The organism is Sorangium sp. So ce296 (assembly GCF_051529605.1).
Lineage (GTDB): Bacteria > Myxococcota_A > Polyangia > Polyangiales > Polyangiaceae > Sorangium > Sorangium cellulosum_D.
The window spans coordinates 13,874,190-13,900,020 of the sequence record NZ_CP150325.1 but is presented as its reverse complement, the minus strand read 5'-3'; the positions used below and the strand labels follow the sequence as shown (position 1 = coordinate 13,900,020).

General features: G+C 71.9%; 19 protein-coding genes. 10 read left to right on the top strand and 9 right to left on the bottom strand.

Features of this window, described 5'->3' with window-relative positions; genetic code table 11:
* Positions 1 to 5 precede the first annotated feature (5 nt).
* The 5 genes from WME98_RS51265 to WME98_RS51245 form a co-directional block, all read right to left on the bottom strand.
* Positions 6 to 509 (bottom strand): ExbD/TolR family protein, encoded by a 504-nt coding sequence (locus WME98_RS51265; RefSeq protein ID WP_437312382.1) that lies wholly within the window; start codon positions 507 to 509, stop codon positions 6 to 8.
* Positions 509 to 1,273: a MotA/TolQ/ExbB proton channel family protein gene (locus WME98_RS51260; protein ID WP_437948885.1), complete on the bottom strand. Its 765-nt coding sequence runs from the start codon at positions 1,271 to 1,273 to the stop codon at positions 509 to 511. The genes WME98_RS51265 and WME98_RS51260 overlap by 1 nt, the downstream gene beginning before the upstream one ends.
* A 60-nt stretch (positions 1,274 to 1,333) precedes the next feature.
* Positions 1,334 to 2,554, bottom strand: coding sequence for a tRNA pseudouridine(13) synthase TruD (gene truD, locus WME98_RS51255; RefSeq protein ID WP_437948884.1), 1,221 nt, complete (start codon positions 2,552 to 2,554; stop codon positions 1,334 to 1,336).
* 83 nt (positions 2,555 to 2,637) lie between these two features.
* Complete coding sequence (locus tag WME98_RS51250) at positions 2,638 to 2,970, bottom strand: hypothetical protein (protein WP_437322336.1); 333 nt, start codon at positions 2,968 to 2,970, stop codon at positions 2,638 to 2,640.
* Between the two features lie 50 nt (positions 2,971 to 3,020).
* On the bottom strand, positions 3,021 to 4,580 hold the full coding sequence (locus WME98_RS51245; RefSeq protein WP_437948883.1) for an HAD-IG family 5'-nucleotidase: 1,560 nt from the start codon (positions 4,578 to 4,580) through the stop codon (positions 3,021 to 3,023).
* Between the two features lie 389 nt (positions 4,581 to 4,969).
* On the opposite strand from WME98_RS51245, the gene WME98_RS51240 reads away from it, so the two are divergent.
* Entirely contained in the window at positions 4,970 to 5,821 is an 852-nt protein-coding gene (locus WME98_RS51240) for a ferritin-like domain-containing protein (RefSeq protein ID WP_437948882.1), read from the top strand.
* A 209-nt stretch (positions 5,822 to 6,030) separates the two neighbouring features.
* On the top strand, positions 6,031 to 8,244 hold the full coding sequence (locus WME98_RS51235) for a response regulator (protein WP_437948881.1): 2,214 nt from the start codon (positions 6,031 to 6,033) through the stop codon (positions 8,242 to 8,244).
* On the opposite strand, the gene WME98_RS51230 is transcribed toward WME98_RS51235, so the two are convergent.
* The gene (locus WME98_RS51230; RefSeq protein ID WP_437948880.1) at positions 8,222 to 9,070 is read right to left on the bottom strand and encodes an SDR family NAD(P)-dependent oxidoreductase; all 849 of its coding nucleotides are present in this window, start codon (positions 9,068 to 9,070) and stop codon (positions 8,222 to 8,224) included. The two genes, WME98_RS51235 and WME98_RS51230, sit on opposite strands and share 23 nt — an antisense overlap.
* Positions 9,071 to 9,424: 354 nt before the next feature.
* The gene (locus WME98_RS51225) at positions 9,425 to 9,751 is read right to left on the bottom strand and encodes an Mpo1-like protein (RefSeq protein WP_437948879.1); all 327 of its coding nucleotides are present in this window, start codon (positions 9,749 to 9,751) and stop codon (positions 9,425 to 9,427) included.
* A gap of 178 nt (positions 9,752 to 9,929) precedes the next feature.
* Between WME98_RS51225 and WME98_RS51220 the strand changes: the two genes are divergently transcribed.
* Positions 9,930 to 11,894 (top strand): sigma 54-interacting transcriptional regulator, encoded by a 1,965-nt coding sequence (locus tag WME98_RS51220; RefSeq protein WP_437948878.1) that lies wholly within the window; start codon positions 9,930 to 9,932, stop codon positions 11,892 to 11,894.
* Positions 11,895 to 11,983: 89 nt separating this feature from the next.
* Here the strand turns inward: WME98_RS51220 and WME98_RS51215 are convergent, their stop codons facing one another.
* Both WME98_RS51215 and WME98_RS51210 read right to left on the bottom strand, forming a co-directional pair.
* Positions 11,984 to 13,525, bottom strand: a complete 1,542-nt coding sequence (locus tag WME98_RS51215; RefSeq protein ID WP_061629141.1) for a Glu/Leu/Phe/Val family dehydrogenase — start codon at positions 13,523 to 13,525, stop codon at positions 11,984 to 11,986.
* 234 nt (positions 13,526 to 13,759) lie between these two features.
* Complete coding sequence (locus WME98_RS51210; protein WP_437948877.1) at positions 13,760 to 14,470, bottom strand: hypothetical protein; 711 nt, start codon at positions 14,468 to 14,470, stop codon at positions 13,760 to 13,762.
* Between the two features lie 1,082 nt (positions 14,471 to 15,552).
* Between WME98_RS51210 and WME98_RS51205 the strand changes: the two genes are divergently transcribed.
* The 7 genes from WME98_RS51205 to WME98_RS51175 all read left to right on the top strand — a co-directional run bounded on the left by WME98_RS51205 (position 15,553) and on the right by WME98_RS51175 (position 25,787).
* On the top strand, positions 15,553 to 17,898 hold the full coding sequence (locus WME98_RS51205) for a right-handed parallel beta-helix repeat-containing protein (RefSeq protein WP_437948876.1): 2,346 nt from the start codon (positions 15,553 to 15,555) through the stop codon (positions 17,896 to 17,898).
* A 737-nt stretch (positions 17,899 to 18,635) separates the two neighbouring features.
* Positions 18,636 to 20,366: an ABC transporter substrate-binding protein gene (locus tag WME98_RS51200; RefSeq protein ID WP_437948875.1), complete on the top strand. Its 1,731-nt coding sequence runs from the start codon at positions 18,636 to 18,638 to the stop codon at positions 20,364 to 20,366.
* 48 nt (positions 20,367 to 20,414) lie between these two features.
* Positions 20,415 to 21,392, top strand: coding sequence for an ABC transporter permease (locus tag WME98_RS51195; protein ID WP_437948874.1), 978 nt, complete (start codon positions 20,415 to 20,417; stop codon positions 21,390 to 21,392).
* 21 nt (positions 21,393 to 21,413) lie between these two features.
* The gene (locus WME98_RS51190) at positions 21,414 to 22,370 is read left to right on the top strand and encodes an ABC transporter permease (RefSeq protein ID WP_437948873.1); all 957 of its coding nucleotides are present in this window, start codon (positions 21,414 to 21,416) and stop codon (positions 22,368 to 22,370) included.
* Positions 22,360 to 23,319: an ABC transporter ATP-binding protein gene (locus tag WME98_RS51185; protein WP_437322325.1), complete on the top strand. Its 960-nt coding sequence runs from the start codon at positions 22,360 to 22,362 to the stop codon at positions 23,317 to 23,319. The genes WME98_RS51190 and WME98_RS51185 overlap by 11 nt, the downstream gene beginning before the upstream one ends.
* Before the next feature lie 2 nt (positions 23,320 to 23,321).
* Positions 23,322 to 24,377, top strand: a complete 1,056-nt coding sequence (locus WME98_RS51180) for an ABC transporter ATP-binding protein (protein ID WP_437948872.1) — start codon at positions 23,322 to 23,324, stop codon at positions 24,375 to 24,377.
* 18 nt (positions 24,378 to 24,395) lie between these two features.
* A complete protein-coding gene (locus WME98_RS51175; protein ID WP_437948871.1) occupies positions 24,396 to 25,787 on the top strand; it encodes a GH1 family beta-glucosidase in 1,392 nt (463 codons plus the stop codon).
* Positions 25,788 to 25,831 lie beyond the last annotated feature (44 nt).

The window sequence follows — 25,831 nt, the reverse complement described above, 5'->3', positions numbered from 1 at the left end:
CGCGCTCAGGGCGCGGGGCTCGGTGTTGCCGGCGCGGGGGCGGCCGGGGCCGGCGCGGCCGGGGCGCCTGGCGTCGCGCCGGGCGCCGCGCCGGGCTCCGGCGCGATCGGCGTCACGCCGAACGCGATCTTGGAGACGCCCGCCTGCTTCAGCAGATCGAGCGCGCGGATCACCCGGCCGTGCGGGACCGTCGTGTCGGCGCGGATCACGGCGCGGAGCTCCGGGTTCTTCGCCTGGGCCTCGCGCGCGATCGGCAGGATGGCGTCCTCGCCCGCGAGCTTCTTGCCGTCGGCGAACGTGTCGCCGTTCGCGTGCAGCTCGAGCCCGAAGACGAGCTGCACCTCCTGCCCCTGCGCCGCCTTCGGCAGGTCGAGGGGGAGCGACTGCGAGACGATGATCTTCGCGGTCACCATGAAGATGATGAGGAGCACGAGGGTGATGTCGACCAGCGGCGTGACGTTGATGCCGCTGATCATGTCGTCATCGTCGTTGCGGCTCGTGGCGGCCATCAGCGCTCCTCCTCGCCCGCGCCGCCCTTCCTGCTCTCCTCCTGGCGCGGCGCCCGCGCGGCCGTGACGCGCGGCTCGGCGGCGACGGCGGGCGCGGCGCCGGCGAACGCCGGGTCGATCTTGAGGTGCGCGAGCAGGACCCGCGTGAGCGCCTCGGTGTTGGCCAGCGTCGACTTGATCATGCGCTGGAAGTAGTTGTTCGCCGCGACGGCGGGGATGGCGACCGCGAGGCCGACCGCGGTCGCGACGAGCGCCTCGGCGATGCTCGACATGACGGCCTGCGGCGCCATGGCCTGCGACGCGGCCTGCGCGACCGGCGTCTTCGCCGCCTGGCCGAGCGCGTCGAAGGCGCCGACGACGCCGATGACGGTGCCGAACAGCCCGATGAACGGCGCGTTGTTGCCGAGCGTGCCCAGGTAAGCGAGGCGCCGCTCGAGCTTCATGCGCTGGAGCGCCGCGGCGCCGGCCATGGCCTCCTCGGCCGCGTCGGGCCCCTGGTGCGCCACCGCGAGGCCGGCCGAGACGACCGCGGCCTCGGCCGAGGGCGAGGCCTCCATCCGCTTCCGCGCCGCCTCGATCGAGTCGTCGAGGGACGTCCGGAGATCCCTCGCGAGGACGGCGAGATCGTCGCGGAGCGACCAGAAGAACCAGGCGCGCTCGAGGATGATGGCGACCGAGACGACGCTGAGGCCGATCATCAACCACATGACCCAGGCGGCCCCGAAGCCGACCATGATGCGCTGCAGCCACTCGACGAGGTTCATCTTCTTCCTTGGTGCCTTTCCGATGGTGGGGTGGGTGGGGGCCGCGCCGAGACGTTCGTTCTACGGTCCGGCGCTGGGCTGCCCTTCCTCGACTGCGTCCTCCTCCTCCGGAGGGGGGGCGCCCGCCGCGCCCGGCCTGCCGACGGACGGCTGGGGGGCGGAGGCGTCGACGAGCCGGAAGACTCGCCCAAGGACGGTGGTCGCGTAGCCGCCCTTCGGTAGCACAAACGAGACGACAATTCCTTGCCCTGCGCCTGGACCGCCCGCGGGCTCCGGCGCGCCGCCGCTCGCCGCCTCCCCGGCGGGGGACACCTCGAGGCCGTCCACCTCCAGCCGCAGGGGGCGCCGCGTGCCCTCCCCGGCGTGGGCGAACGCGTCGAGCTTGCGGGGGTCGCCGATCGCCGCCGTGAGCACCTCGCGCTCCAGCGCGCCCGGGGCGCCCTCGGGCCAGCGCATCTTCCGGCCGAACATCGGGCCCGTCGCCGAGATCGAGAGCGCGGCGGCGCGCGCCTCGGCGTCCGCGACCTCCGGGCCCTCGAGGGGCACGAGGAACAGCCCGCCGGTGTCGCGCTTCTTGGCGAGATCGCCGGGGAGCACGGTGCTCCAGGTCCCGTCCGCCTCGCGGCGCGCGAGCACCTCGTTGAACCAGAGCGACTGGAGCGCCGAGAAGAGCAGCCGCTGCTCGCGCCGGTCGCGCGGCCCGCGCTCGCGGCCCGAGATCCACGCGAGCGCGCGCTCGGGGTTGTCGCCGTTCCTCCCGAACCGCTGCGGCCCGAACGCGTTCGGCACGCCGGCGCGGCCGATGTCGGCGAGGCGGCGCTCGGCGAGCGGGAGCGCCGCGGGGGCGATCCCGCGGAGCGTGATCCGGAACCGGTTGCCGACGAGGTGCCCCGGCTTGAGCTTGTGGTCGTGGCGCGCGACCGAGAGGATCTCGATCCCGGGCAGCTCGGCCTGCTCGAGCAGCGGCGCGGGATCCCGCGCGAGCGGGAGCTGGACCGAGGCGGTCTGCGTGGTGATCGCGTGCCGGTCCTTCATGCCGGCGAAGCCGGCGCTGCCCGGGTCGGCGCCGAGCGCGAGCGCGATGGCCCGCACCGCGTCGGGCGTGGTGCGCCCCGTCTTGCGGAAGGTCACGAACACGTGCTCGCCGCGGCCGCTCGGCGCGTAGGCGGGGAGCTCTTCGACGACGAAATCCGCGGGCGAGCTCCGGAGCACGGCCGTGGGGAGGTCGCCGTGCGGGCCCGCGGCCGCGGGGGCCGCGGCGGGCGGGGCGGTGGTGGTCATGGGAGCGCCAGCGTGACCGAAATCGCTCCGGCGTCCAGCGGCGAGCGCGCAGCGGCGAACGCGCGCGCCCGGGAGCGCCGCGGCTACCTGGGCGTGGGCCCGGAGAAGCCGCCGACCCCGCCGCCGCCTGGCACGGGGTTCTGCCCGGGCCTGCACTCCTCGTCGCCCGTGTCGACCGTGGTGACGTCGTAGCAGCAGAGCTCACCGTCGAAGTCGCCCTCGCTGTCGATCGACTCGATCGAGCTCAGACACCCGGGGTTCTGGAAGAAGACGTACGCGTCGTCGCTGGACGGGCACGCCCCCTCGAGCTCGGTCCAGTGAAAGCAGGCCCGCTTGCCGCAGCCGCCGGCGACGAGCGAGAGGAAGGCGGGGGCGGCGAGCGCGAGGAACAGCGAGCGGAGGCTGACGGTGCTCATGGCGATCTCCTGGAGCGGCGGCCGCGCGCGGGCGCGGGCCGCCTTGGCGATCAGAGCTCGTGCGGCATCAGGTCGCGCGGGCTCCTGAAGTACTGCAGCGGCGAGTAGGCGAGCAGGTTGGAGACGCGCGACGTGTAGATGCACGCGTACTCCTCGACCTGATCGCCGAAGCTGGACGTCTCGTTCGCCTCCTTGAGCAGCGAGCCCCAGTAGGGGTGGAAGCGGCGGGCGATCTCGCGCTCCAGCTTGGCGACCTCGGCGTCGACGGCCCGGAGCTGGCCGCGGATGCGCTCGACCGCGCGCTTCGTGCGGCCGCGCTCGGCCTCGTAGAACGACGTCGCGTAGTCGATCGGGACGTGGTCGCCGCTCGCCTCCGCGTGCAGCGCGCCTCCGCGGCCGTTCGACGAGCCGTTCTTCTTCTGCTGCTCCTCCTCGATCTTGCGGGTGAGGTCCTTGTAGCGCTGCTGGTAGAAGCGGAGCTGGTCCTCGAGCTCCTCGCGGCGCCCCTCGAGCAGCGCGCTCTCCATGTGCTCGCGGCGGCACGACTCGTGGGCGGCGACCTCGGCCTCCATCTCCTGGATGATCATCGCCGTGCGCCACGCGCTCTCCTTCTTCGAGCGGAGGATGTCGCCGTAGATGTGATCGCCCACGTAGAGGACGCGATCGCCCGAGATGTTCAGGAACTTCTCGAAGTCGTGGAGGTTGCCCCCCTCGTAGATGGCGCCGCGCTCGAGCGGCGCCGTGGCGGGGCGGACCTCGGCGCCGTCGCGGATGAGCAGCGGGCGGCGCTCCTGGAAGAACGCCGGCTTCTGCGCGGCGACCACGATGACGTCGAAGTAGTGCCGGAAGCTCGGGTACTCGGGCATCGCGTCCCCGAGCAGGTACGTCATCATCTTCTCGGTGAACGGCCAGCGCGAGTTCGTGAGCAGGAAGAGCTTCTTGCCCGCCGAGCGGAACTTGTGGAGCGTCTGCGCGAGGTTCGGGTCGCGCTCGACGAAGCGCGGCAGGTCGGAGCGGACGACGTCGAGGATGGTGCCGTCGCGGTGCGCCTCGTCGATGCACTCCCGGATGTCGGTGAAGAGCCGCGCGTAGTCGAGCGGGACGCCGCGCGCCTCGAGGGCGTCGACGATGCCGGCGTAGAGCGTGGCCTCGCTCAGCGCGTACAGCGTGTCGATCCAGTGGTAGCGGGCCGTGTTCGGCCGGATCTTGCGGTGCTGGTAGAGCGACCGGAGCTCTTCCTTCGTGAGCTCGCGCAGGCCGTGGTACCCGCGCTGGACCACCTTGAACCGGTCCATCTTGAGCACGTGGCCGAAGCGCTTGTCGATCAGCAGGCCGCGGATGGGGAAGTGGATCGGGTAGCGGAGGCCGCGCAGGAGATCCTCGGGGTAACCGCGCGCGGCGAGCTTCGTGACCGTCCCCTGGATCGAGAGGTTGTCCATCTCGGTCTGGTTGTAGATGGCCAGGGTGTAGTCCATGTCGAAGCCGACCCAGTCGATCCCCGCGAGCTTGAGGTTGCGGTTGACGAAGACGCGCCGGGTCCGCGGGATGCGCGTGGGCTCAGTCTGGGGAGTGAGCCCTCCGAGGGGGAGCTGGAGCTGCTCGAAGAACACAGTGGGTCGACTATGGTATCGCACGCCCAGGAGGCATACAAAGGGCGCCTCCTCGACGAGCGCGCCGCGGCGTCACGCGTCACGTGTCACGTGTCACGCGTCACGTGTCGCGCGTCGCGTCGCCTCGTCCAGCGTAGCCTAGCCTAGCCGCGCGTCGTCGCAGCCCGGGCTCGTCCGCCCGGCGTCCTCCGCCGGCGCCGGCGCACAGGCGCGCTCCTGGTGCGCCGCGACGAAAAACTGCGCTATGGTGCGCGCCGCTCCCGTCTCGTGCGATCGCGGAGGCGGATCCCATCCGTCGCCGACGGGCACCTCGTTCGATGCTTTTCGCAGCGCCCCAGCCGGTCTCTCGCAAGCCCCCCGTCCAGCGCCCCACGTCGTGGTGGCTCAGCATGCTGCGCCGCCGCGCGGAGCGGATGTACGACGAAGCGCTCGACCTCTCCCAGCCGATCCCGTGGGAGAGCGAGGCCGAGCGCCAGGCGGCGATCGCCTTCTTCAACGCCGCGTTCCGCGCCGAGGAGTCCGGCCTGACGCAGGCCCACGCCCTGGCCGACGAGGTGAGCGCCTGGGACCCGGAGCTCGGCGAGTGCCTGCGGCTCTACGGCGACGAGGAGGGGTGGCACCGCGAGCTGCTCACGAAGTTCCTCGCGCACATCGGCGGCGAGGTCCGGCCCATGGGCCGCGTCACCGGCACCTTCTACCGCCTGTACGGCCGCGCGGAGCGGGTCGAGACGATCGTGCTCACGAACCTCATGTTCGAGACCATCGGCTCGACGACGTACCGCCTCGCGCTGCGGGAAGCCCGCTACCCGGCCGTGCGGCAGATGCTCACGATCCTGACGCGCGACGAGTCGTTCCACGTTCCGCTCAACGTCCACTTCCTGCGCGAGGCGCTGAAGCGCAGCCCGCCCTCGATGCGCCTCAAGCTGCGCGCCATCTACACGACGCTCTTCGCGGCGCTCCTCGGCTCCGCGGCCGCGAGCCGCCGGCGCGCGCTCGCCTTCGACAGGATCCCGTTCCGGGTGCTCGCGGGCGCCTACGCCGAGCACCTCGGCCGGCTCTTCGTCCACGAGAGCGACCTCGACTTCGCCCCGCCGGAGCTGCTCCTGCGCCTGTTCGGGCACAGCCGCCGCGCGCTCGCGTCGTCCGACGACCCCTCCGCCGTCAGCGTGCTCTCGGCGGAGGCCGCGGTCGAGCGCGAGCGCGTCGTCGTGACGGCGCTCGGCGGCGCGCGCGACGCGTGACGCGCGCGAGACGCGCGAACGCCCGCGCGTGCGCGTCAAGGAGCCATGACGCAACGCGGCGCAATGCGGCGCAACGCGCGCCGGCGCCATGGCGGCCGGCGGTCGTTCCAGTACCCACGGTAAACTTTCACCGGAACATTGTAAGCAGTACACTCTTTACTCCGGCGTCGGCTCGCGCGGGGCGGGCGGAAGGTCGAGTCGGGGCGTCGATGGTAGGCAAGGAGCAGCGCCGGAGCGGCCCAGAGAGCAGCCCGGCCACGAGGAGCAGCGATTCCGCGGAGCGCGCGCTCGCGCCGCACGAGCCGGAGGCGTGGCCGTCCGCGCTCGCCGACGCGGAGCAGGACGAGGGCGCCCTCGCGCAGGTGCGGCACGAGATCCGGACGCTGCTCAGCGGGATCGTCGGCATCAGCGGCCTCCTGCTCGACACCGAGCTCGATCCGGAGCAGCGCGCCTTCGCGCGGCGCATCCGGAGCAGCGGCGACGTGGTGCTCTCGATGATCGACGAGCTCATCGACCTCGGTCAGCCCGGCGGCCGCGGGCTGCACGTCGACCGCGTCGACTTCGACCTGCGCCGGACCGTCGAGGACGCGGCGGAGCTGCTCGCCGATCGCGCGCACGACGACAGGACCGAGCTCGTGCTCGAGGTCGAGCCCGAGGTGCCGGCCGCGGTGCGCGGCGACGCGGCGCGGCTGCGGCAGGTCCTGCTGAGCGTCGGGACCTCCGCGCTCCGCGCGGCGCCCCGGGGCGAGGTGCTGGTGCGCGCCGCGCTGGAGGCGGGCCGGGACGGCGATCCGCCGGGCGGGCCCGAGGGCGCGACCGCGCGGGTGCGCTTCGACGTGCGCATCGTCGACGTGCGCTTCGCGGCCGCGGCGGGGCTCGCCGGCGGCGCGCAGGCGCCGGGGAGGGCGGGCGCGCCGGGGGGCGCTGCGCGGCCGCTGCCCGAGCAGGACGCGCGCGCCGCGGAGCTGCGTGCGGCGCCCGGCGTCGCGATCGCGAGGCGCCTCATCGCCGCGATGGGCGGTGAGCTCCGCGCCGCGCCGGACGCCGGCGCGCGCCGCCGGGGGCTCTCGTTCGTGCTGCCGTTCGAGCGGCGCGGGCGCGGCCCCGAGCGCGCGCTCATCCCGCGCATCGACCTGCCCGGCAAGCGGGTGCTCGTCGTCGACGACAGCGGCTCGGTGCGCCGCGTGGTGCAGAAGCTGATCGAGGAGCTCGGGCTCGCGTGCCGCACCTCGGAGAGCGGCGCCGCCGCGCTCGCCGCGCTGCGCGAGGCGGCGGGCGCCGGCGCGCCGTACGACATGGTGCTGATCGACCTCGAGCTGGCCGACCTCGACGGGCTGACGCTGCTCCAGCGCATCAAGGCGGACGCCGCGATCGCGCCCGCGCGCAGCGTGCTCATGACCTACCCCGGCAGGGAGGCGCCCAGCCGCGCCGAGGCCGACTCGGTGCTCATCAAGCCGATCCGGCGCGCGCAGCTGCACTCGAGCCTGCGGCTGCTCGCGGGGCTCTCGCCGGAGCACGTGGCCGCCGGGGCGCGCGCGCACGCGCCGAGGTCGCGGCGCGGGGCGCCGACGTCCGAGGCGCGGAGCTCGTCGCGCCCGAGGGTGCTCGTGGTCGACGACAACGCGGTGAGCCAGAAGGTCGCGGCGTTCATGGTCGAGAAGCGCGGCTACCGCGCCGACGTGGTCGACAGCGGCCGCGCGGCCGTCGAGGCGGTGCGGCGCGGCGGCTACGCCGCGGTGCTGATGGACTGCCACATGCCCGGCTTCGACGGCTACGCGGCGGCCGAGGAGATCCGACGCGCCGAGCGGCCGGACCGGCGGACGCCGATCATCGCGATGACGGCGAGCGCGGGGCGCGACGCGCGGGAGCGGTGCCTCGCGGCGGGGATGGACGACGCGCTGTCGAAGCCGCTGAGGCAGGACGAGGTCGATCGCGCGCTGCGGACCTTCGCCGCGGCGTCGCGGTCCGGCGCGTACGAGGCGGTGCGCCCCGAGAGCGCGCCGCCGAGCGTGGAGCTCCCGCCGCCGACGCTGGTCACGCCCTCGCCGCCGCCGGCGGGCGGGGCGCGCGTCCAGGCCGCGGCGCCGGGGAGGCCGCGGGCCGGGCTGCGCGCGGCCCCGCCCGACGTCGTCAGCGAGGTGACCGAGCTGTTCCTCACGGAGGCGCCGAGCCGGGTGGCCGCGATGGGCGAGGCCGCGGCGCGGGGCGCGCTCGGCGAGCTCGAGCGGCTCGCCTGGGCGCTCTACGAGAGCGCCGACGAGCTCGCGGCGTTCAACCTGAAGGAGCTCTGCGCGCGGCTCGATCGGGAGGCGCGCGCCGGGACGATCGAGAGCGCGACCGAGGCGGTGCAGGCCATCGCCCGGGAGGTCGGGCGCGTGCAGTCCTCGCTCGCGGCGGACCTCAAGAAGCGGGGGCTACGGTGACGTCCGCGCGGGTGAGGCCGGCGAGCCGCGCGCTCATGTCCCAGAGCCGCGCGGCCGCCTCGGCGTCGGTCGCCATCCCCTTGAGGGGCCTCGCCCGGGTGCGCTCGAAGAAGGCGGGGCTCGCGGCGGGCGGCGCGTCGGCCAGGATCGCGAGGAGGTTCGCGGCGGCCTGCGCCGGGGTCGCGCCCACGACGTCGATCAGCGTCTTCAGCACGCGCGAGGTCCCGTCGAAGAGCCCCGACCGCACGAGCCCGGGGTAGTAGCAGAGCACCCGCGCCCCGCTGCCCGAGAGCGCGTCCGACAGCCGCCGCGCCGCGAGCACGAGCGCGAGCTTCGACCGCGCGGAGGCGGCGAGGAACGAATAGGAGCGCTTCGACATGAGGTCGTCGAAGTCGAGCCGGATGCTGTCCACCGGCGCGACCAGGTTGACCACGCGCGCGTCGCGCGCGGCCTTGAGCCGGTCGAGCAGGAGGTTCGACAGCAGGAAATGCGACAGGTAGTTCACCTGGAACGTCATTTCGAGGCCGTCCGCGGACTCCGCGCGCTCGCGCAGGAACACCCCCGCGTTGTTCACGAGCAGGTGGACGGCCCCGCACCGGTCGGCCACCTGCCGGGCCGCGGCGCGCACCGACGCGAGCCGGCCGAGGTCGCACTCGACGAGGTGGACCTCGCCCTGCACCTTCAGCGCGGCGAGCTTCCTCGCGCCCTCGGAGCCGGTCTTGCGGCAGAGCACGGTCACCCGGGCGCCCTGCCGCGCCAGCGCGGATGCCGTCGCGAGCCCGATCCCCGAGGTCCCCCCGGTGATCACGGCGACTTTCCCCCTCATGCTTTGCGCACACCCCATCTGCCGTCTCCTCGTCTCGCCGTCCTCGTCCATCTCATCGCCTGCGGCGGCGGGCCGGTCACGACGCTCCGGGAGCGCGTCGGCGACAGGAGCCCTCAGCGGCGCGCACCGGAGCGCCAGAGCGGCGCGATGCCCGCTGGAAACCCCCAAGAGAAGAGTCGTCGTCCCCCCGCCCGCGACACAGGTACGACCATGCACGCATCACGTCAAGCGAGCGTGGCGCATCGCAGCACGGGCGTGAAGTGGGTAAATTCCAGATTTTCCGCCGTCGGGTGGCGGGGTCCGACCGTGTGTCCACGTCGGACCGCTGCGTGCGGGATGGGAGGGATGACGAGTCTAGTGCGACGCGTCAGGGGCGGGCGTCTCCTCGAAGACGCGCACGCCGTATTTCTCGAGACACCAGAGCACGCCGATGATCAGGCTGCGTTTGTCGTCCACGAACGACGGCTTCTTCCCCTCGAAAACGTGGCCGGCGAACTGGAAGCCCCAGCCCGTCGCGAACATCGCGGCCGCGAGCGGGAGGCCGATGAGGGTGGCGCCCACGGGGAAGCTCGCGACGATGAGCGGTATGCCGACCTTGTGACACGCCTGGTTGCGTGGATCCTGGTGGTCTTCCTTGTAACGGCGGAGCACCTCTGTCCATTCGGCGTTGAGACGGAGCATGCGACCATCTTACCACGCTGCCGCGCCCGCGCCGCGCGAGGAGGGCGCGCGGGCGGCGAACGCGGACCCGGCGTTCAGCCGCGCTTTCGTCGAAGACCGGCCGCGCCGTTGCTTCCCGGTTGCCGCTTGGAGCAATGAGGCGTAGTTGGGCAGTGTGAGCGGTCAAAGAACCGGTCCCATGGCGACGACTGCACCGCTGTCAGTCAAGACAGGGGAGCTCATCCAGGGCGCGCGCTCCGAGAAGCGGCGTGTCCTCTTGCTCGTTTACCACCATGACGGCGTCGAGATGGCCCCGATGAGCCCCGGCGTCGGCGTCGTCGTCGGCAGGGAGCCCCCGGCCGACGTCGTGATCCGCGACAGGAGCATCTCGCGCCGGCACGCGCGCTTCACGCTCGTGGGCGGCGAGGTCGTGGTCGAGGACCTCGGCTCGCGCAACGGGACGCGCATCTCGGGGCAGCGGGTCGAGAGCGGCGTGGTCAAGGCCGGGGACGAGGTGCTGCTCGGCGGCATCGTCGCGTCGGTGCACGTGCTCGCCGGCGGCGAGCTGCCGCCGTTCGGCCTGGAGGGCTCCGACGCGCTCCGCGTCGCCCTGCAGGCCGAGATCGTGCGGTCCCGGTTCTTCAGCCGGAAGTTCGCGCTCGTCGTGGTCCGCTCGCTCGGCGCCCAGGCGAGCCACCTCCGCCACTGGGGGCTCCGCGTGCGCGAGGCGCTGCGGCCCGTCGATCGCGTCGCGTTCTACAGCGCCGACACCCTCGAGATCCTGCTCCCGGAGGTCACGCCCGAGCTCGCGGAGGAGCTCGCGAAGGCGATCGTCGCGCGCCGCGAGGGCGAGCCCGTGCTCGTGTCGGGCGTCGCGGTGTTCCCCGACGCCGCGACGTCGATCGACAAGCTCATCGAGGTGAGCCACGAGGCGTCGCGCAGCGCGAGCCCCGCGGCGCCGGTGTACCTCGCGGCCCCGGAGGGCGCGCTGCTCTACGTCGCGCCGAAGGTCGAAGGCGCGCGGCCGCCCGAGGAGGAGGGCGCCGCGGGCGCGGTGCCCGAGAGCCAGTGGGAGGCCGACGGCCACGTCCTCGCGACGAAGAGCCCGCTCATGCGATCGCTCGTCGAGGTGGCGCTGCGGGCCGCGCGCTCCTCGATCCCGGTGCTCCTCCGCGGCGAGACCGGGACGGGCAAGGAGGTGCTCGCGAGGTTCATCCACGACCGCAGCCCGCGCCGCGGCGAGCCGCTCATCTGCGTGAACTGCGGGGCGATCCCGGCGCTGCTCATCGAGAGCACCCTCTTCGGCCACGAGCGCGGCGCCTTCACCGGGGCGAGCCAGCAACAGAAGGGCGTCTTCGAGGCGGCCGCCGGCGGCACGGTCCTGCTCGACGAGATCGGCGAGCTGCCCGCCGCCGCGCAGGCCGCGCTCTTGCGCGTGCTGGAGACCAAGCGGGTGACGCGCGTCGGCGCGACCAAGGAGATCGAGGTCGACGTCCGCGTGATCGCGGCGACGCACCGCGACCTCGACGCGATGTGCGACGCGGGCACGTTCCGGCTCGACCTGCTCTACCGGCTGAACGCGATGACGCTGAACATCCCGCCGCTCCGCGCGCGCCGCGACGACATCGCGACGCTCGCGGCGGGCTTCCTGCAGCAGGCGAACGCGGCGAGCCTCAGCAGGGTCCAGTCGATCACGTCCGAGGCGCTGGCCCTGCTGAAGAGCTACTCGTGGCCCGGCAACGTGCGCGAGCTCCGCAACGCGATCGACCGGGCGGTGGTGATCGCCGAGGGCGAGGCGATCATGGCGCGCGACCTCCCGGAGCGCATCCGCACGGCGGTGACCGCGCCCAGCGCGCCGTCCGCGCCGCAGCGCGCCCACGACCCCTCGCGCTCGTCCGATCCCGGCATGCCGGCCCTGTCCCAGCGCCCGTCCGAGCCGCTGCCGTCGCGCCTGTCGGAGCCGGCGTCGTCGGCGGCCCCCTCGACGGGCGGCCTCAAGACGCGCCTGGAGCAGATCGAGGCCGACCTCCTGCTCGAGGCGCTGCGCGCGTCGGACTGGAACCAGACCGAGGCGGCGCGGCGCCTGGAGCTGCCGCTCAGGACGCTGCAGCACAAGATCAAGGTCTACGGCATCAAGAAGCTCGGGTACGGCGTCGCCCGGTAGCGCCGCCCGGACGAGCATGGGCGCGCGCCTGCGCTCCTCCGGTGACCGACCGCCGGCGGCGCCCGCGGTCCGGCGGCCGGAGGCGCCGCCTACTGGGAGAACCCTTCCAGCATGTAGTGCGCCTCGATGCGCTTCAGCGCGAGCACCATCGCGGCGAGCCGCATCGGCAGGCGCTTTCCGACGACGAGCCCCGACGAGTCGTGGTCTTCGGTGCGGCGCGGCCGGTCCTCCGCGATGTCGCAGATCAGGCGGTAGTTGCTCTTGATGGCGCGCTCGAGGCGCGCGTTCACCTCGCCCTCGGTCCAGTGCTCCATGCGCTTGTTCTGGATCCACTCGTAGTACGAGACGGTCACGCCGCCCGCGTTGCCGATGATGTCGGGGATGACGCTGATGCCCCGCTCCGCCAGCACCTTGTCCCCCTCGGTCGTGGTCGGGCGGTTGGCGCCCTCGGCCACGAGCTTCGCCTTGAGCCGCTCGGCCACCTCGCCGGTGATGGCGTCGCCGAGCGCGGCAGGGATGCAGATCTCCGCGTCGACGCTCCAGAAGTCGTCGCGCGCGATCGCCTGGGCTCCCGTGTAGCCGGCGACCGACCGCCGGAGGTTCTGCGGGTTCTCGTTGACGTAGGCCATCAGCGCGCTGACGTCGATGCCGTTCGGGTCGAACACCGCGCCGTCGGCGTCCTGCACCGCGACGCACCGGGCGCCCATCCTGCACAGGATCTCGGCCGCGGCGGAGCCGACATTGCCGAAGCCCTGCACGATGAAGCGCGCCCCGGCGAGGGAGGCGCCGCGCTGCGCGTACCACTCCTCGATGCAGTACGCGAGCCCCTGGCCCGTCGCCTTGACGCGCCCCTCGGAGCCGCCGATGCGCACGTCCTTGCCCGTGACGACGCCGCGGTGGTTGTGCCGCTCGCGCTCGCCGTCGCTGTACTGGCGCAGGAGCCACGCCATCACCTCGCCGTTCGTGCCCACGTCGGGCGCGGGGATGTCGACGTTGGGCCCGATGAGCTGCTTGAGCCGGTACATGTACCGGAGCGAGATCGCCTCGAGCTCTTCCTTGCTGTGCTCGCGCGGATCCATGCGAATACCCCCCTTGGCGCCGCCGAACGGGACATGCGCGATGGCGGTCTTCCAGGTCATCTCGGCGGCGAGCGCGTTGAACAGGTCGAGCGACACGGCCTTGTGGAAGCGGAGCCCGCCCTTATAAGGCCCCCGCGCCTGGTTGTGCTGGACCCGATAGGCCTTGAAGCGGACGAACCCGCCGGGCTGGATCCGGTAAAGCCCCTGGTCGGCGAGGCGGATCACGCCGTCCTGCACGTGAATCGAGCCGCTCCGGAGCGCCTCGGGGCGGAGGATGAGCTTGCCGTTGAAGAGCGGGGTGATGGCGGCGCGGTTCGGGATCACCGAGGCAGCGAGCCGCTCGTAGGTCGCGGCCGCCTCCCCGCGGAAGGGGACGAGGCGGTCCTGGAGCTGCGTGGTGATGTAGAAGATGTGCTCGTAGTCGGGCTGCTCGAGCTCCAGCCGGATGCGCGGGGCCAGGCCGATGAGGTCCGCGGCCGTGTGAAACACCGCCATGGACTCACCGAAGATGTTGGTCTCCGGCTCGCGCTCTAGGAGGGGGGCGTCTTCCATCGCCTTATGCTGCCTCGTCCACGCGGCGGGGGTCCAACCTTTCGAGCGCCCGCGCGGCGCGCCGAGCGAGCCAGCGCGCCGCGCGGGCGCGCGATCTCGAGAGATGCCGATCGACCACGGGCCGCCGGCCTCGCGGGGAGCTGGTGCGGCTCCCCGCGGAGATTCCGGCGGCCCGTCGCGTCGGTCACCGCTGTCCCCGACCGGCAGCGTGGCCGGCGCCCTCAGGCCATGACGTCAGGGGGAGAACATCCCGGGGGTCGCGCCGCCGTAGGGGGAGCCGAAGCCGCCGGCGCCGCCCGGCCACCCGAAGCCGCCGCCCGGGAAGCCGAGGCCGCCGCCGAGGCCGCCGCCGAGGCCGCCGTACGGGGAGCCGAAGCCGCCGAGGCCGCCGTAGGGCGAGCCGAGACCGCCGAGGCCGCCGTAAGGCGAGCCGAGACCGCCGAGGCCGCCGTAAGGCGAGCCGAGACCGCCGAGGCCGCCGTAGGGCCCACCGAGCCCACCGAGGCCGCCGTAGGGCCCACCGAGCCCACCGAGGCCGCCGTAGGGCCCGCCGATGCCGCCGAACGGCCCGCCGGGGATGCCCCCGCCGGGGATGCCCCCGCCGGGGATGCCGCCGAACGGCCCGCCGGGGATGCCGCCGAACGGCCCGCCCGGGATGCCGCCAGGGACCTGGCCGACAGGGCCCTTGCCGACGGGGCCTTGAACGAGCGGCCCGCCGAGATCGCCCTTGCCGGGAGGGAGCAGGCCGCCGCCCCGCGTCTCCCCCGTCTCCCCCGTATCCCCCGCTGTATCTCCCTCCAATGCCTGCTCGCTCGACGCCACGTCGACGTCGGCCTGCTCCAAGTCGGCCTCTGCCGGCGTCACCGCGCCGACCGCGCAGCCGGTCATCAACGCAGACAAGAGCATCGCCGCTTGCGCCATCTTCATATCGATCGAGCTAACCATCCGTCCTCCTTCCATGCCCCGCGATGGCTGTCAGAGCCGCGGTGGCATGTTGAGCGGCGTGGAGAGCAGGCTGCGTGCCTGACAGGCCGTGTGCAGAGCCTGCCGCGTCGGCCCTCTGCGGCTGCCGGACGGCGACGGCGAAAGTGCATTGTCTGAATCCGCGCCGTGTGGGAGCCCTGCCCCGCATCATCGCGCCCGAGCGCCGCCGCGCCGGCGCGCTTCGAGGCCGCCTCGCAGCGCCGATGTGGGAGGCTCCCGGGCGCTGGAGAAAGGCAAATGTCGACGCGCGCAGCGGGGCGCCCGCGGCGCGCGGCGCGCGGCGGGACGGGACGAGGGCGACCCGACTTGCAGCTTTATCGGGCCCTGCAAACCGCATTTCCGAAGACCTGGTCGATCTCTGCAATCGAGGGCTGCGGACTCGACATCATCGCTGATGGGCGGCAACGTCCCGCGGCCCGGCGCCCTCTGGTCACGCCCTGCGCAGCCCACGTGAGCCGACAACGGCCCAGGGCGGCGCTCCCCCTGCGGCGACCGCGCCGGCGCAGCGCGCGCCCGAGCCGCGCGCCGTCGCCATGTCGTCCGGAACGCCGGCGCCGACGCGGGACTCGGCCGCGGACGGCGGCCCCGCGACGCGGCGGGAACGGCCTCCTCCGCGGAGCGTCCCGGCGGCGCTCGGCGCGGCCCAACGTGGTTGACAGAAAGCGTGCGACCCGCACGATCGGCGGCGCGCGCGAGCCCCGCGCCCGGAGAGATCCGCGCGCGCGCCCGGGACCTCGGCGCCGCGCAGACGTCCGCGGCGACGCAGGGAAAGTCGGCGCGATCGCGATTCCTCTGCCTGGCCGGAGGCTGGCTCCTGTTGTAAGATTCATTACTCCGAAGGAGTTCGCGCGGCGCCGTTGAGGCGCTGTCCTCGTCATCCTGCCGCGGACTCGACGGTGATCTCCGGCGCTCGGAGCGCCGGTTCATGCACGACAAGCGGTCTTCGCGCCGCGGCGGCGGCTCCTCGGCCCCGTTCGCCCATCCGGGCGCGCGGGGGCGCGCGGGGCGCGCGCCGAGGCAGCGCTGTCCGAGGAGGGTATCGCATGCGCTTCTGCGCGACGCGCCCGGGTTCGTCTTGGCTGACCGCCGGCATCGCGGTCCTGTCGTTGCTCGTCGCGGGGTGCAGCGACCCCTCGGGCGGCTCCGACACTCCGCTCGACCGCTGGCCCGGCACGCCGCCCTGCGCGCGCGGGCACGTCCTCGGGCCCGGGGGCGCGTGCATGCCGGTGGGCATCCAGGGGTGCGCCGAGCTGTTCGTCGGGAAAGACGATCTCTGCCGCCCCTCGATGGCCCAATGCCCTCCGGGGACGATCCCGAAGTTCGACGAGGGGTGCATTCCCGTCGGCCTGCCGCGCTGCGCTCCCGAGCTCGTCGGCGACGACGGGCTCTGCAGGCCGGCCATGGCGAAATGTCCGGCGGGCACGTTCGCGACGCCGGAAGCGGGGTGTGTGAGCGTCGACGGCCCCGAGGGCTGCGGGCGCGGGCCGTGGGGGGACGTGCCCCGGGCGCCCGGCAACGTGTATGTCGACCCGAGCTACGCCGGCGCGGACGGCGACGGCTCCGAGGCGAGGCCGGTCACGACGCTCGAGGCGGCGCTCGAGCGCGTCGCCGACGGCGGGACCATCGCGCTCGCGGACGGCACCTACGACGAGCCGGCCGTCATCACGAGGCCCGTCGCCATCGCCGGCCGGTGCGCCTCGCGCGTGCGGATCCGCGGGGTGAGCCCGCTGGTCGTCCCGCCCGCGATCGTGGCCGTGCTCGGCGCAGGGGAGGTGACGCTCCGGGGGCTGGAGATCGGCGGCGACGGCGCCGGCGTGGTCGCGAAGGGCTCGAGCGCCGTGACGCTCGAGCGCGTGCACATCAAGGGCGCTGCCAACGCCGGCGTCCTTTCGGGCGACGGCGCGCGGGTCTCGGTGGCAGAGAGCTGGATCGAGGGGACGCGCGCCGGCGCGGCGGGCGACGGCATGGGCGCGCTCGCGGACGCCGGCGGCGCGCTGTTCGTGCGGGAGAGCGCCGTGACGGGCAGCCGCGCGGCGGGCGTGGCCGCGCTCTACGCGGGCGCCTCCGCGGCCGTGGTGGGCAGCCTCGTCGAGGGGACCTCGCCGTCGGAGCGCCTCCGGGACGGCGAGGGGATCGTCGCCCGGGACGGCGCCGAGGTGTCCGTCGAGCGCACGGCCGTGGTCGGCAACCGCCTGTCGGGCATCGTCGCGACGGGGAGCGCGTCGGCGACGATCTCCGGCGTGCTCGTCGAGGGGACGATGCCCGGGAGCGTCGAGCCGAGCTACGGCGTCGGCGTGTACGCGGCGAGCCGAGCGCGCGTCGCGATCGACTCGAGCGTGCTCCTCGGCAACGCGGAGATCGGCGTCGCCGTCCTCGGCGAGGGCACGGCGGCGACGATGACGCGGAGCCTCGTCCAGGAGACGGTGGCGGCCGCGCCCCTGTCGCTGCTCGGCGGGTTCGGCGTCGCCGTGGCCCGCGGCGCGGCGCTGCGTCTCCACGACAGCGCCATCGTCCGCAACCGCGGGACCGGGGTTCACGTGGGCGATCTCTCCGCCGAGCTGGTCGCCACGGGCAACCTCGTCGAGGGGACGATCGCCGGAGGGGCCTGGGGCGACGGCGCCGGGGTGTCCGTGATCGAGGGCCGCGCGACGCTCGCGTCGAACGTCCTTCGCGACAACGAGGGGACCGGCCTGGCGGTGGGATATGCCGGAACCGAGGCGACCGTGACAGGCAACCTCGTCGAGGGGCATGTCGCGCCGGACCGGCGCGCGCCGGCCGGGCAGGGGATCGTCATCTACCGCGGGGCCACCGCGGCGCTCTCGGGCAATCTGATCCGCGGGAGTCGCTCGGTCGGCGTCCTCGCCGGCGCGGAGCTCCCGGGCGGCAAGGTCGAGATCACCGGGGACCTCATCGAGGGCACGTCGGGCGACGACGGCGCCGGCATCGGCGTCGCCGCCGCCGGCTACCAGCTGCGGCTCGCCTCGTCCCTCATCCGCGCGAGCCGCACGGCCGGCGTGGCGCTGTTCGCCGCCGAGGCGGAGATCGCGGAGACCGTCATCGACGGCGTGACCGGGGGCGGCCAGGCCGGGAACGGCGCGCCGCACGGCGACCTCGTCGCCGACGGCGTCCTCGCGCTCGCCGGATCCACAGCCACCCTCGACGGCGTGCGGGTGACCCGCTGCGCGCGGGCCGGCATCCTGTTCGATCGGAGCTCGGGTCGCCTCTCCCGGGTGCGCGCCTGGGACAACCTCTTCGGGCTGGTGGTACAGGGCTCGCCCGCGCCCGAGCTGAAGAAGGGCGGCGAGAACGCGTTCACCGGCAACATCGCGGCAGACGAGCGCTTCGACGCCGGCCTCCTCGTGCCCGCGTCCGCTCCCTCGCTTCCGTGAAGCGCGCCTGCCGGATGGCGCCGCGCCCCATCGCGCGAAACCTAGAAGACATGGAATGGAATCTCCCCCGATACATCCTAGTCGGGGCACGGCCGCGCGGATCGAGGCTCCACACGTCGAATCGCGCCCCCCGAATCGACGCCGCGCGCACCTGCGTATCGCGCGTCGCCGCGCGCTCCGAACACGATCTCCCGCCGCCTGCGCAGGGGGCGCGCTGCCCCTCGCCGGCCCGTGGAGTGCCCGTCCGCGCGCAGGGACGAGCCGGAAAAATCTGGTCTTGTCATCGCTCGCGGACATCTGTATAGACGTGCCCCGTCCGCTCCCTGAAACGATGCGTCAACGATGCGTCCACGATGCAGTCATCGACTGCCTCCTTATCTTGTTGCGATCGAAGAAAATAACAGTGTGAGCGCCAGAGTGCTCAGGTGTCATGACGCGCGATGACATCATGAGACGGAATTGCTGCCGCGATACATGACGCGCCACGACATCTCCCTTGAAAACGCGCCTGAGTGAGCGGCACGAGAACTTGGTAGCGACCTCGAATCCCCGTTGACACTGCTGTGCGAAGACGGCTACAGTGCCGACGGCTGGATACCGGTATGGTGCGCTGCGTCGCAGCGAAGGGGTCCGGCGAGTCGCTGGGTCACGTGGCGGCTTCCAGGAAGATCAGTTGAGTGGGAGAGGGACGGTGGGCGCTCGGGCGTGTCCACGAGGGCCCCGCGAGGAGCATTCTCATGAGGAACTGGTTGTTGCCGCGTCGAACGTTGGTTCTCTCGGCGTTGCTTCTTTCGGTCGGCGCCGTGGCAGGTTGCCCGAAGCCCGACGCGAAGAAGGACCCCGGGGGCGGCGCTGGCACCGCCCCGACGGCTCCCGGGGCCGTCAAGAACCCCACGGCGGCGGACACCTTCCTGACCGTCTCGATCGAGCAGCAAGCGTCGTGGGTGCGCAACTTCAACCCTCTGCTGGCCCCAGGCAACGTTCGCTGGCCAACCGTCGCTGGCATCTACGAGCCGCTCCTCGTTTACAACACGATGAAGGGCGAGTTCACCCCCTGGCTCGCCTCGAAATACGACTGGAGCAACGGGAACAAGACGCTCACCTTCACGATTCGCCCCGGCGTGAAGTGGTCCGACGGCCAGCCCTTCACGGCGAAGGACGTCGCCTTCACCTTCGGGCTCCTGAAGAAGCACGCCGCCCTCGACCTGCAGGGCGTCTGGAAGTGGCTGACCGCGGTTGAGGCCAAGGGCGACTCGGCGGTCGAGTTCTCGCTCACGCGGCCGTACGTCCCCGGGCTCGTCTTCCTCGGCCACCAGCCGATCGTGCCGGAGCACAAGTGGAAGGACGTGGCCGATCCGGTCACCTTCACGAACGAAAACCCGGTCGCGACGGGGCCCTTCACCGAGGTGAAGAACTTCCAGAACCAGATTTACGAGCTCGGTCGTAATCCGAACTACTGGCAGCAGGGCAAGCCCGCGATCAAGGGGCTCCGCTTCCCGGCCTACCCGGGGAACGACCAGGCGAACCTGGCGCTCCTGAACGGCGAGGTCGACTGGGCCGGCAACTTCGTCCCGGAGATCGAGAAGGTCTACGTCGGCAAGGATCCGACGAATCACCACTACTGGTTCCCGCTCGTCGGCAGCACCGTGTTCGTCTACACGAACACGACGAAGAAGCCGCTCGACGACGTGCGGGTGCGCAAGGCGATCAGCATGTCGCTCGACCGCGAGCAGATCGTCAAGGTCGCGATGAACAACTACACGCGGCCGGCGGACGCGACGGCGCTCAGCGACGCGCACGAGCGCTGGCGCAGCCAGAAGGTCGTCGAGAGCGGCGACTGGGTGAAGTTCAACGTGGCCAAGGCGAACCAGATCCTCGACGAGGCGGGCTACGCCAAGGGCGCCGACGGCATCCGCGTGAAGGACGGCAAGCCGCTGCGCTTCGACATCAACGTCGTCACGGGCTGGTCCGACTGGGTGCGCGCGGCGCAGATCGTCACGCAGCAGGTGAAGCAGATCGGCGTCGAGGCCACGCTGAAGACGTACGACTTCAGCGCGTTCTTCGAGGCGCTCCAGAAGGGCACCTTCGACCTGTCGATGGGCTGGTCGAACGAGGAGCCGACGCCGTACAACTTCTACCGCGACCTGCTCGGCTCCGCGACCGTGAAGCCGGTCGGCGAGTCGTCGGCGCGCAACTGGCACCGGTTCGGCGCCAAGCAGGCGGACGGCCTCTTCGAGGCGTTCGAGGCCGCCACCGATCCGGCGGAGCAGAAGAAGCTGCTCGAGCAGCTCCAGGAGATCTTCTCCGAGACGGCGCCCTCGGTCCCGCTGTTCCCCGGGCCGTCGTGGGGCGAGTTCAACACCCGCCGCTTCACCGGGTTCCCCAGCAAGGAGAACCCGTACGCGAAGCTGTCGCCGAACAACCCGCCCGAGTACCTGCTCGTCCTCACCGAGCTCAAGCCGAAGTGACGTCGGGCGTGATCTGATCCGGAGAGCAGGTTAGAAGAGAGAGCTTCTGTGCGTTACCTTCTTCGACAGCTGGGCTTGTATTTCATCGCGGCGTGGGCCTCGCTCACCCTGAACTTCATCATCCCGCGGCTCATGCCGGGCGATCCCGCCTCGGCGATGTTCGCGCGCTTCCGCGGCCAGCTCCAGCCGGAGGCGATCGAGGCGCTGCGGAAGGCGTTCGGGTTCACGGGGGAGCCGCTCTACAAGCAGTACATCACCTACCTGGGCCACACCCTGACGGGCGATCTCGGCACCTCCGTCGCGCACTTCCCCGCGCGGGTGACGGAGGTGATCGCGACGGGGCTCGGCTGGACGCTGCTGCTGTCGGGCGCCGCCGTGGTCATCAGCTTCGGCCTGGGGACGCTGCTCGGCATCATCGCGACGTGGAAGCGGGGCGGCCTGCTCGACTCGGTGATGCCGCCCGTCCTGATGTTCCTCGGCGCGTTCCCGTACTTCTGGCTCGCGATGGTGTCGCTCTACATCCTCGGCTTCGTGCTCGGGCTCTTCCCGCTGCGCCACGCCTACAGCGACACGCTCTCGCCCGAGTGGAGCCTGGAGTTCATCGGGAGCGTGCTGTCGCACATGGTCCTGCCCGGCCTGTCGATCGTCATCGCCACCGTCGGCGGCTGGATGCTGGGCATGCGCAGCGCGATGGTCACCGTGCTGTCCGAGGAGTACATCACGATGGCCCAGGCCAAGGGGCTCTCGCAGTGGCGGGTCATGTTCACCTACGCCGCGCGCAACGCCCTCCTGCCCAACGTGACCGGCTTCGGCATGGCGCTCGGGTTCGTGCTCGCCGGCTCGCTGCTCACCGAGATCGTCTTCTCGTACCCGGGGCAGGGCTACCTGCTCATCCAGGCGGTCCGCAACCAGGATTACCCGCTCATGCAGGGGATCTTCCTCACCATCACGTTCGCCGTGCTGGGGGCGAATTTCCTGGTCGACATCATCTACGTCTTCCTTGATCCCCGCGCTCGCACGCGCTGAGGTCTGGCTCCAGGAGAAGCGATGGCTGCGCAACAAAGCAACAGCGGGGGCGGCGTCTCCCGCGCGGCGGGGTGGTTCCGCCTCCTCCTCTCGAACCGCAAGGCGATGGTGGGCACGCTCATCGTGCTCTTCTTCCTGCTCCTCTCGCTGCTCGGCCCCACGTTCGTGCGGCAGGATCCGCACGCGTTCGTGGGCATGCCGCACGAGGCGCCCTCGGCCGAGCACCTCTTCGGCACGACGGGCCAGGGTCAGGACGTGCTCGCGCAGACGATCGTCGGCGCGCGGACCTCGCTGGCCGTCGGGGTCGCCACGGGCCTGGCCGTGATGGCGATCGGCGCGATCATCGGCATGGCCGGAGGCTACTTCGGCGGCTGGATCGACAACGTGCTCTCGCTGCTCACGAACGTGTTCCTGATCATCCCCGGCCTGCCGATGGCCGTCGTCATCGCGGCCTACCTGCCGGCCGGGCCGCTGACGATCCTGTTCGTCCTCGTCCTCACCGGCTGGGCGTGGAACGCGCGCGTGCTCCGGTCGCAGGTGCTCGCGCTGCGCGACAAGGACTTCGTCTCCGCGGCGCTCGTGAGCGGCGAGGGCAGCGCGCGCATCATCTTCCTCGAGATCTTGCCGAACATGACGTCGCTCCTCATGTCCGGCTTCATCAACGCGACGATCTACGCCATCGGCGCGCAGGTCGGCCTGGAGTTCCTCGGGCTCGGCGATCTGAGCGCCGTCACCTGGGGGACGAACCTCTACTGGGCGAGCAACAACGCCGCGCTCCTCACGGGCGCCTGGTGGACCATCGTGCCCACCGGCGTGTGCGTCGCGCTCGTCGGGTTCGCGCTCACCCTGATCAACTATGCCATCGACGAGATCTCGAATCCGCGGCTCCGCGCGGAGGGGGCCTGGTCGCGTATGCTCAAGAGCCGCAAGGTCGCGGCTGGTCCGTCAACGCCGGTAGTGAGGGCTCATGGCGCCTAGTCCGATTCTCTCGGTTCAGGATCTGCGGGTCGAGTTCATGACCCCGACGGGTCCGGTCTGCGCGGTCGACAACGTCTCGTTCGACATCGCCCCGGGCGAGGTGCTCGGCCTCGCCGGCGAGTCGGGGAGCGGCAAGTCGACGGTGGCGATGGCCATCATGCGGCTGCTCCGCCCGCCGGCGGTGATCACGGGCGGACGCGTGCTCTTCGCCGGGCAGGACGTCCTGTCCATGACCGAGGATCAGCTCCGAGCCTTCCGGTGGCGGAAGATGGCGCTCGTGTTCCAGAGCGCGATGACCGCGCTCAACCCGGTGCTGACGATCGGCGAGCAGATCGCGGATCCCATCATCGCGCACGACGGCGTGACGCCGGCGCAGGCGATGGAGCGCGCGGCCGCGCTGCTCAAGCTCGTGAACATCGACACGTCGCGCCTGTCGAGCTACCCGCACCAGCTGTCGGGCGGCATGCGCCAGCGCGTGGTGATCGCGATCGCCATGGCGCTCAAGCCGCCGTTCCTCATCATGGACGAGCCCACGACGGCGCTCGACGTCGTCGTGCAGAAGGAGATCCTGCAGCAGATCGCCGACCTCAAGGACCGGCTGGGCTTCTCGATCCTCTTCATCACGCACGACCTCTCGCTCATCGCCGAGTTCTCCACGCGCATCGCCATCCTCTACGCGGGCAAGCTCGCGGAGACGGCCCGCGCCAAGGACCTGTTCAGCGATCCGAAGCACCCGTACACGCAGGGGCTCCTCGGGTCGTTCCCCTCGGTCCGCGGGCCGCGCCGCAGGCTGCAGGGCATCCCGGGCTCGCCGCCGGACATGCGCAACCCGCCGCCCGGCTGCCGCTTCCACCCCCGGTGTCCGCAGGCCTTCGCGACCTGCCAGAACGAGCTGCCCGTCCTCCGTGAAATCGCGCCCGAGCACCGCGGCGCCTGCCACCTCTACTGACGATGACGATGACGCAACCTTATGTCTCGCCTGTCCTCGACGTGGTGCGCCTCGCCAAGTTCTTCCCCGTCGGCGGCGGGCTGCGCACGCAGCAGCTCCGGGCGCTGCACGACGCCTCGTTCTCGCTGGCCGAGCGCGAGGTCATCGCGCTGGTCGGGGAGTCGGGCAGCGGCAAGAGCACCATCGCGCGGCTGCTCGCGCGGCTGATGCCCCCGAGCAGCGGGCAGATCCTGTTCAAGGGTCGCGACGTGCTGAAGGAGGAGCCGAACCGCGCCTCGCTCGCCTACCGCGGGCAGGTGCAGATGATCTTCCAGGATCCGTTCGGCTCGCTGAACCCGGTGCACACGATCGGCTACCACCTGGAGCGGCCGCTCCTGCTCCACAACAAGGCGCCGAACGCCGCGATCCTCCGGGAGAAGGTGCACGCGCTGCTCAAGACGGTCGATCTGAACCCGCCGGCGGAGGTCGCGGCCAAGTTCCCGTACCAGCTCTCGGGCGGCCAGCGGCAGCGCGTCGCGATCGCCCGCGCCCTCGCCGTGGATCCCAGCGTGATCCTCGCGGACGAGCCGATCTCGATGCTCGACGTCTCGATCCGCATGGGCGTCCTCAACCTGATGGAGCGCCTCAAGGAAGAGCGCGGCATCTCGTACCTCTACATCACGCACGACATCGCGAGCGCGCGCTACGTCGCGGATCGCACGATGGTGATGTACGCCGGCCACATCGTGGAGGGCGCGCCCAGCGAGGAGCTGATGCAGCAGCCGGCGCACCCGTACACGAAGCTCCTGCTCTCGGCGGTGCCGGACCCGAACGGCTCGATCCGCAGCGAGCTCCCGGCCCGCTCCGGCGCGCCGAAGCTCATCAACCCGCCGCCGGGGTGCCCGTTCGCCGATCGCTGCCCGAGCGTGATGAACACGTGCCGCGAGGCGATGCCGGCGGCCGTCGACGTCGGCTCGGGGCACTGGGTCCGCTGCCACCTCTACTCGCCCGGCTCGGTCGCGCCCTCCGCGCACTACGACCGCAAGGTGCCCGCCTCCGTCGAGGCCGTGCCTGTCTGAGGAGAATCACAACACAACATGCCGTCTCTGAGATTTCCCGACAAGTTCGTCTGGGGGGCCGCGACGTCCTCCTATCAAATCGAGGGTGCCACGAGCGAGGACGGGCGCAGCGAGTCGATCTGGGATCGCTTCGCGAAGACGCCCGGCCAGATCACGGACGGGACCAACGGCGACGTCGCGTGCGACCACTACCACCGGTGGCCTGAGGACATCGCGCTGATGAAGAGCCTGGGCCTGATGGCCTACAGGTTCTCGATCGCGTGGCCGCGCATCCTCCCGAACGGCCGGGGCGCGGTGAACCAGAAGGGGCTCGACTTCTACAGCCGGCTGGTGGACGGCCTGCTCGAGGCCGGGATCGAGCCGTACGCGACGCTGTTCCACTGGGATCTGCCGCAGGTGCTCCAGGACGAGGTCGGGGGCTGGCTGCACCGCTCGACGGCCGACGCGTTCGTGGAGTTCGCCGACGCGGTGTCGCGGAAGCTCGGCGATCGCGTCAAGAAGTGGATCACGCACAACGAGCCGTGGTGCACGGCGTTCCTCAGCTACGAGAAGGGGATCCACGCGCCGGGCATGCGCGATTTCAGCAAGGCGCTGACGGTGAGCCACCACCTCCTGCTCTCGCACGGCCTCGCGGTGCCCGTGCTGCGCAAGAACAGCCCCGGCGCCGAGGTGGGCATCACGCTGAACATGAACTACGCGATGCCCGCGTCGCCGAGCGCCGCCGATTACGACGCGGCCCGCCACTACGACGGGTATTTCAGCCGCTGGTTCCTCGATCCGCTCTACGGCCGGCACTACCCGGCGGACATGATCGCGGACTACATCAAGCTGGGCTACCTCCCGCCGGAGGGGCTGACCGTGTGCAAGCCGGGCGATCTCGAGATCATCGCGACGCAGTGCGACTTCCTCGGGCTCAACTACTACTCCCGGGCGGTGCTGCGGAGCACCAAGGTCCCCGAGGAGCAGAACCTGCCGAGGACGGTGCACGTCGCCCCCGCGTCCGAGCAGACCGAGATGAACTGGGAGGTGTACCCGGAAGGCCTGCGTCGGCTGCTCATCCGGCTGCACGTGGAGTACGGGGTGCCGAAGCTCTACGTGACGGAGAACGGCGCGGCCTACTCGACCGGGCCGGACAAGAACGGCCGCATCCCGGACGAGCAGCGGCTGAAGTTCCTGCGCGATCACTTCGTCGCGGCGCGGCGCGCGATCGACGCCGGGGCGCCGGTCGCCGGGTACTTCGTGTGGTCGCTGATGGATAATTACGAGTGGGACCGCGGCTACTCTCAGCGGTTCGGCATCGTCTGGGTGGACTACGAGACGCAGCGCCGCACCCCGAAGGACAGCGCGCTCTGGTACAAGGGCGTCATCGCCGAGAACGCCGTCGACGACGGCGCCTCGCAGGCCACCTGACCGGCGGCGCTCGCTGCTCCAGGCGAGCGCCGCTCTCTGCATCA

Bases quoted from the DNA above. Each gene is read 5' to 3' on its own strand.
- WME98_RS51265 (WP_437312382.1), bottom strand. From the start codon at position 509: ATGGCCGCCACGAGCCGCAACGACGATGACGACATGATCAGCGGCATC.
- WME98_RS51260 (WP_437948885.1), bottom strand. From the start codon at position 1,273: ATGAACCTCGTCGAGTGGCTGCAGCGCATCATGGTCGGCTTCGGGGCC.
- truD (WP_437948884.1), bottom strand. From the start codon at position 2,554: ATGACCACCACCGCCCCGCCCGCCGCGGCCCCCGCGGCCGCGGGCCCG.
- WME98_RS51250 (WP_437322336.1), bottom strand. From the start codon at position 2,970: ATGAGCACCGTCAGCCTCCGCTCGCTGTTCCTCGCGCTCGCCGCCCCC.
- WME98_RS51240 (WP_437948882.1), top strand. From the start codon at position 4,970: ATGCTGCGCCGCCGCGCGGAGCGGATGTACGACGAAGCGCTCGACCTC.
- WME98_RS51235 (WP_437948881.1), top strand. From the start codon at position 6,031: ATGGTAGGCAAGGAGCAGCGCCGGAGCGGCCCAGAGAGCAGCCCGGCC.
- WME98_RS51230 (WP_437948880.1), bottom strand. From the start codon at position 9,070: ATGAGGGGGAAAGTCGCCGTGATCACCGGGGGGACCTCGGGGATCGGG.
- WME98_RS51225 (WP_437948879.1), bottom strand. From the start codon at position 9,751: ATGCTCCGTCTCAACGCCGAATGGACAGAGGTGCTCCGCCGTTACAAG.
- WME98_RS51220 (WP_437948878.1), top strand. From the start codon at position 9,930: ATGGCGACGACTGCACCGCTGTCAGTCAAGACAGGGGAGCTCATCCAG.
- WME98_RS51215 (WP_061629141.1), bottom strand. From the start codon at position 13,525: ATGGAAGACGCCCCCCTCCTAGAGCGCGAGCCGGAGACCAACATCTTC.
- WME98_RS51210 (WP_437948877.1), bottom strand. From the start codon at position 14,470: ATGGTTAGCTCGATCGATATGAAGATGGCGCAAGCGGCGATGCTCTTG.
- WME98_RS51205 (WP_437948876.1), top strand. From the start codon at position 15,553: ATGCGCTTCTGCGCGACGCGCCCGGGTTCGTCTTGGCTGACCGCCGGC.
- WME98_RS51200 (WP_437948875.1), top strand. From the start codon at position 18,636: ATGAGGAACTGGTTGTTGCCGCGTCGAACGTTGGTTCTCTCGGCGTTG.
- WME98_RS51190 (WP_437948873.1), top strand. From the start codon at position 21,414: ATGGCTGCGCAACAAAGCAACAGCGGGGGCGGCGTCTCCCGCGCGGCG.
- WME98_RS51185 (WP_437322325.1), top strand. From the start codon at position 22,360: ATGGCGCCTAGTCCGATTCTCTCGGTTCAGGATCTGCGGGTCGAGTTC.
- WME98_RS51180 (WP_437948872.1), top strand. From the start codon at position 23,322: ATGACGATGACGCAACCTTATGTCTCGCCTGTCCTCGACGTGGTGCGC.
- WME98_RS51175 (WP_437948871.1), top strand. From the start codon at position 24,396: ATGCCGTCTCTGAGATTTCCCGACAAGTTCGTCTGGGGGGCCGCGACG.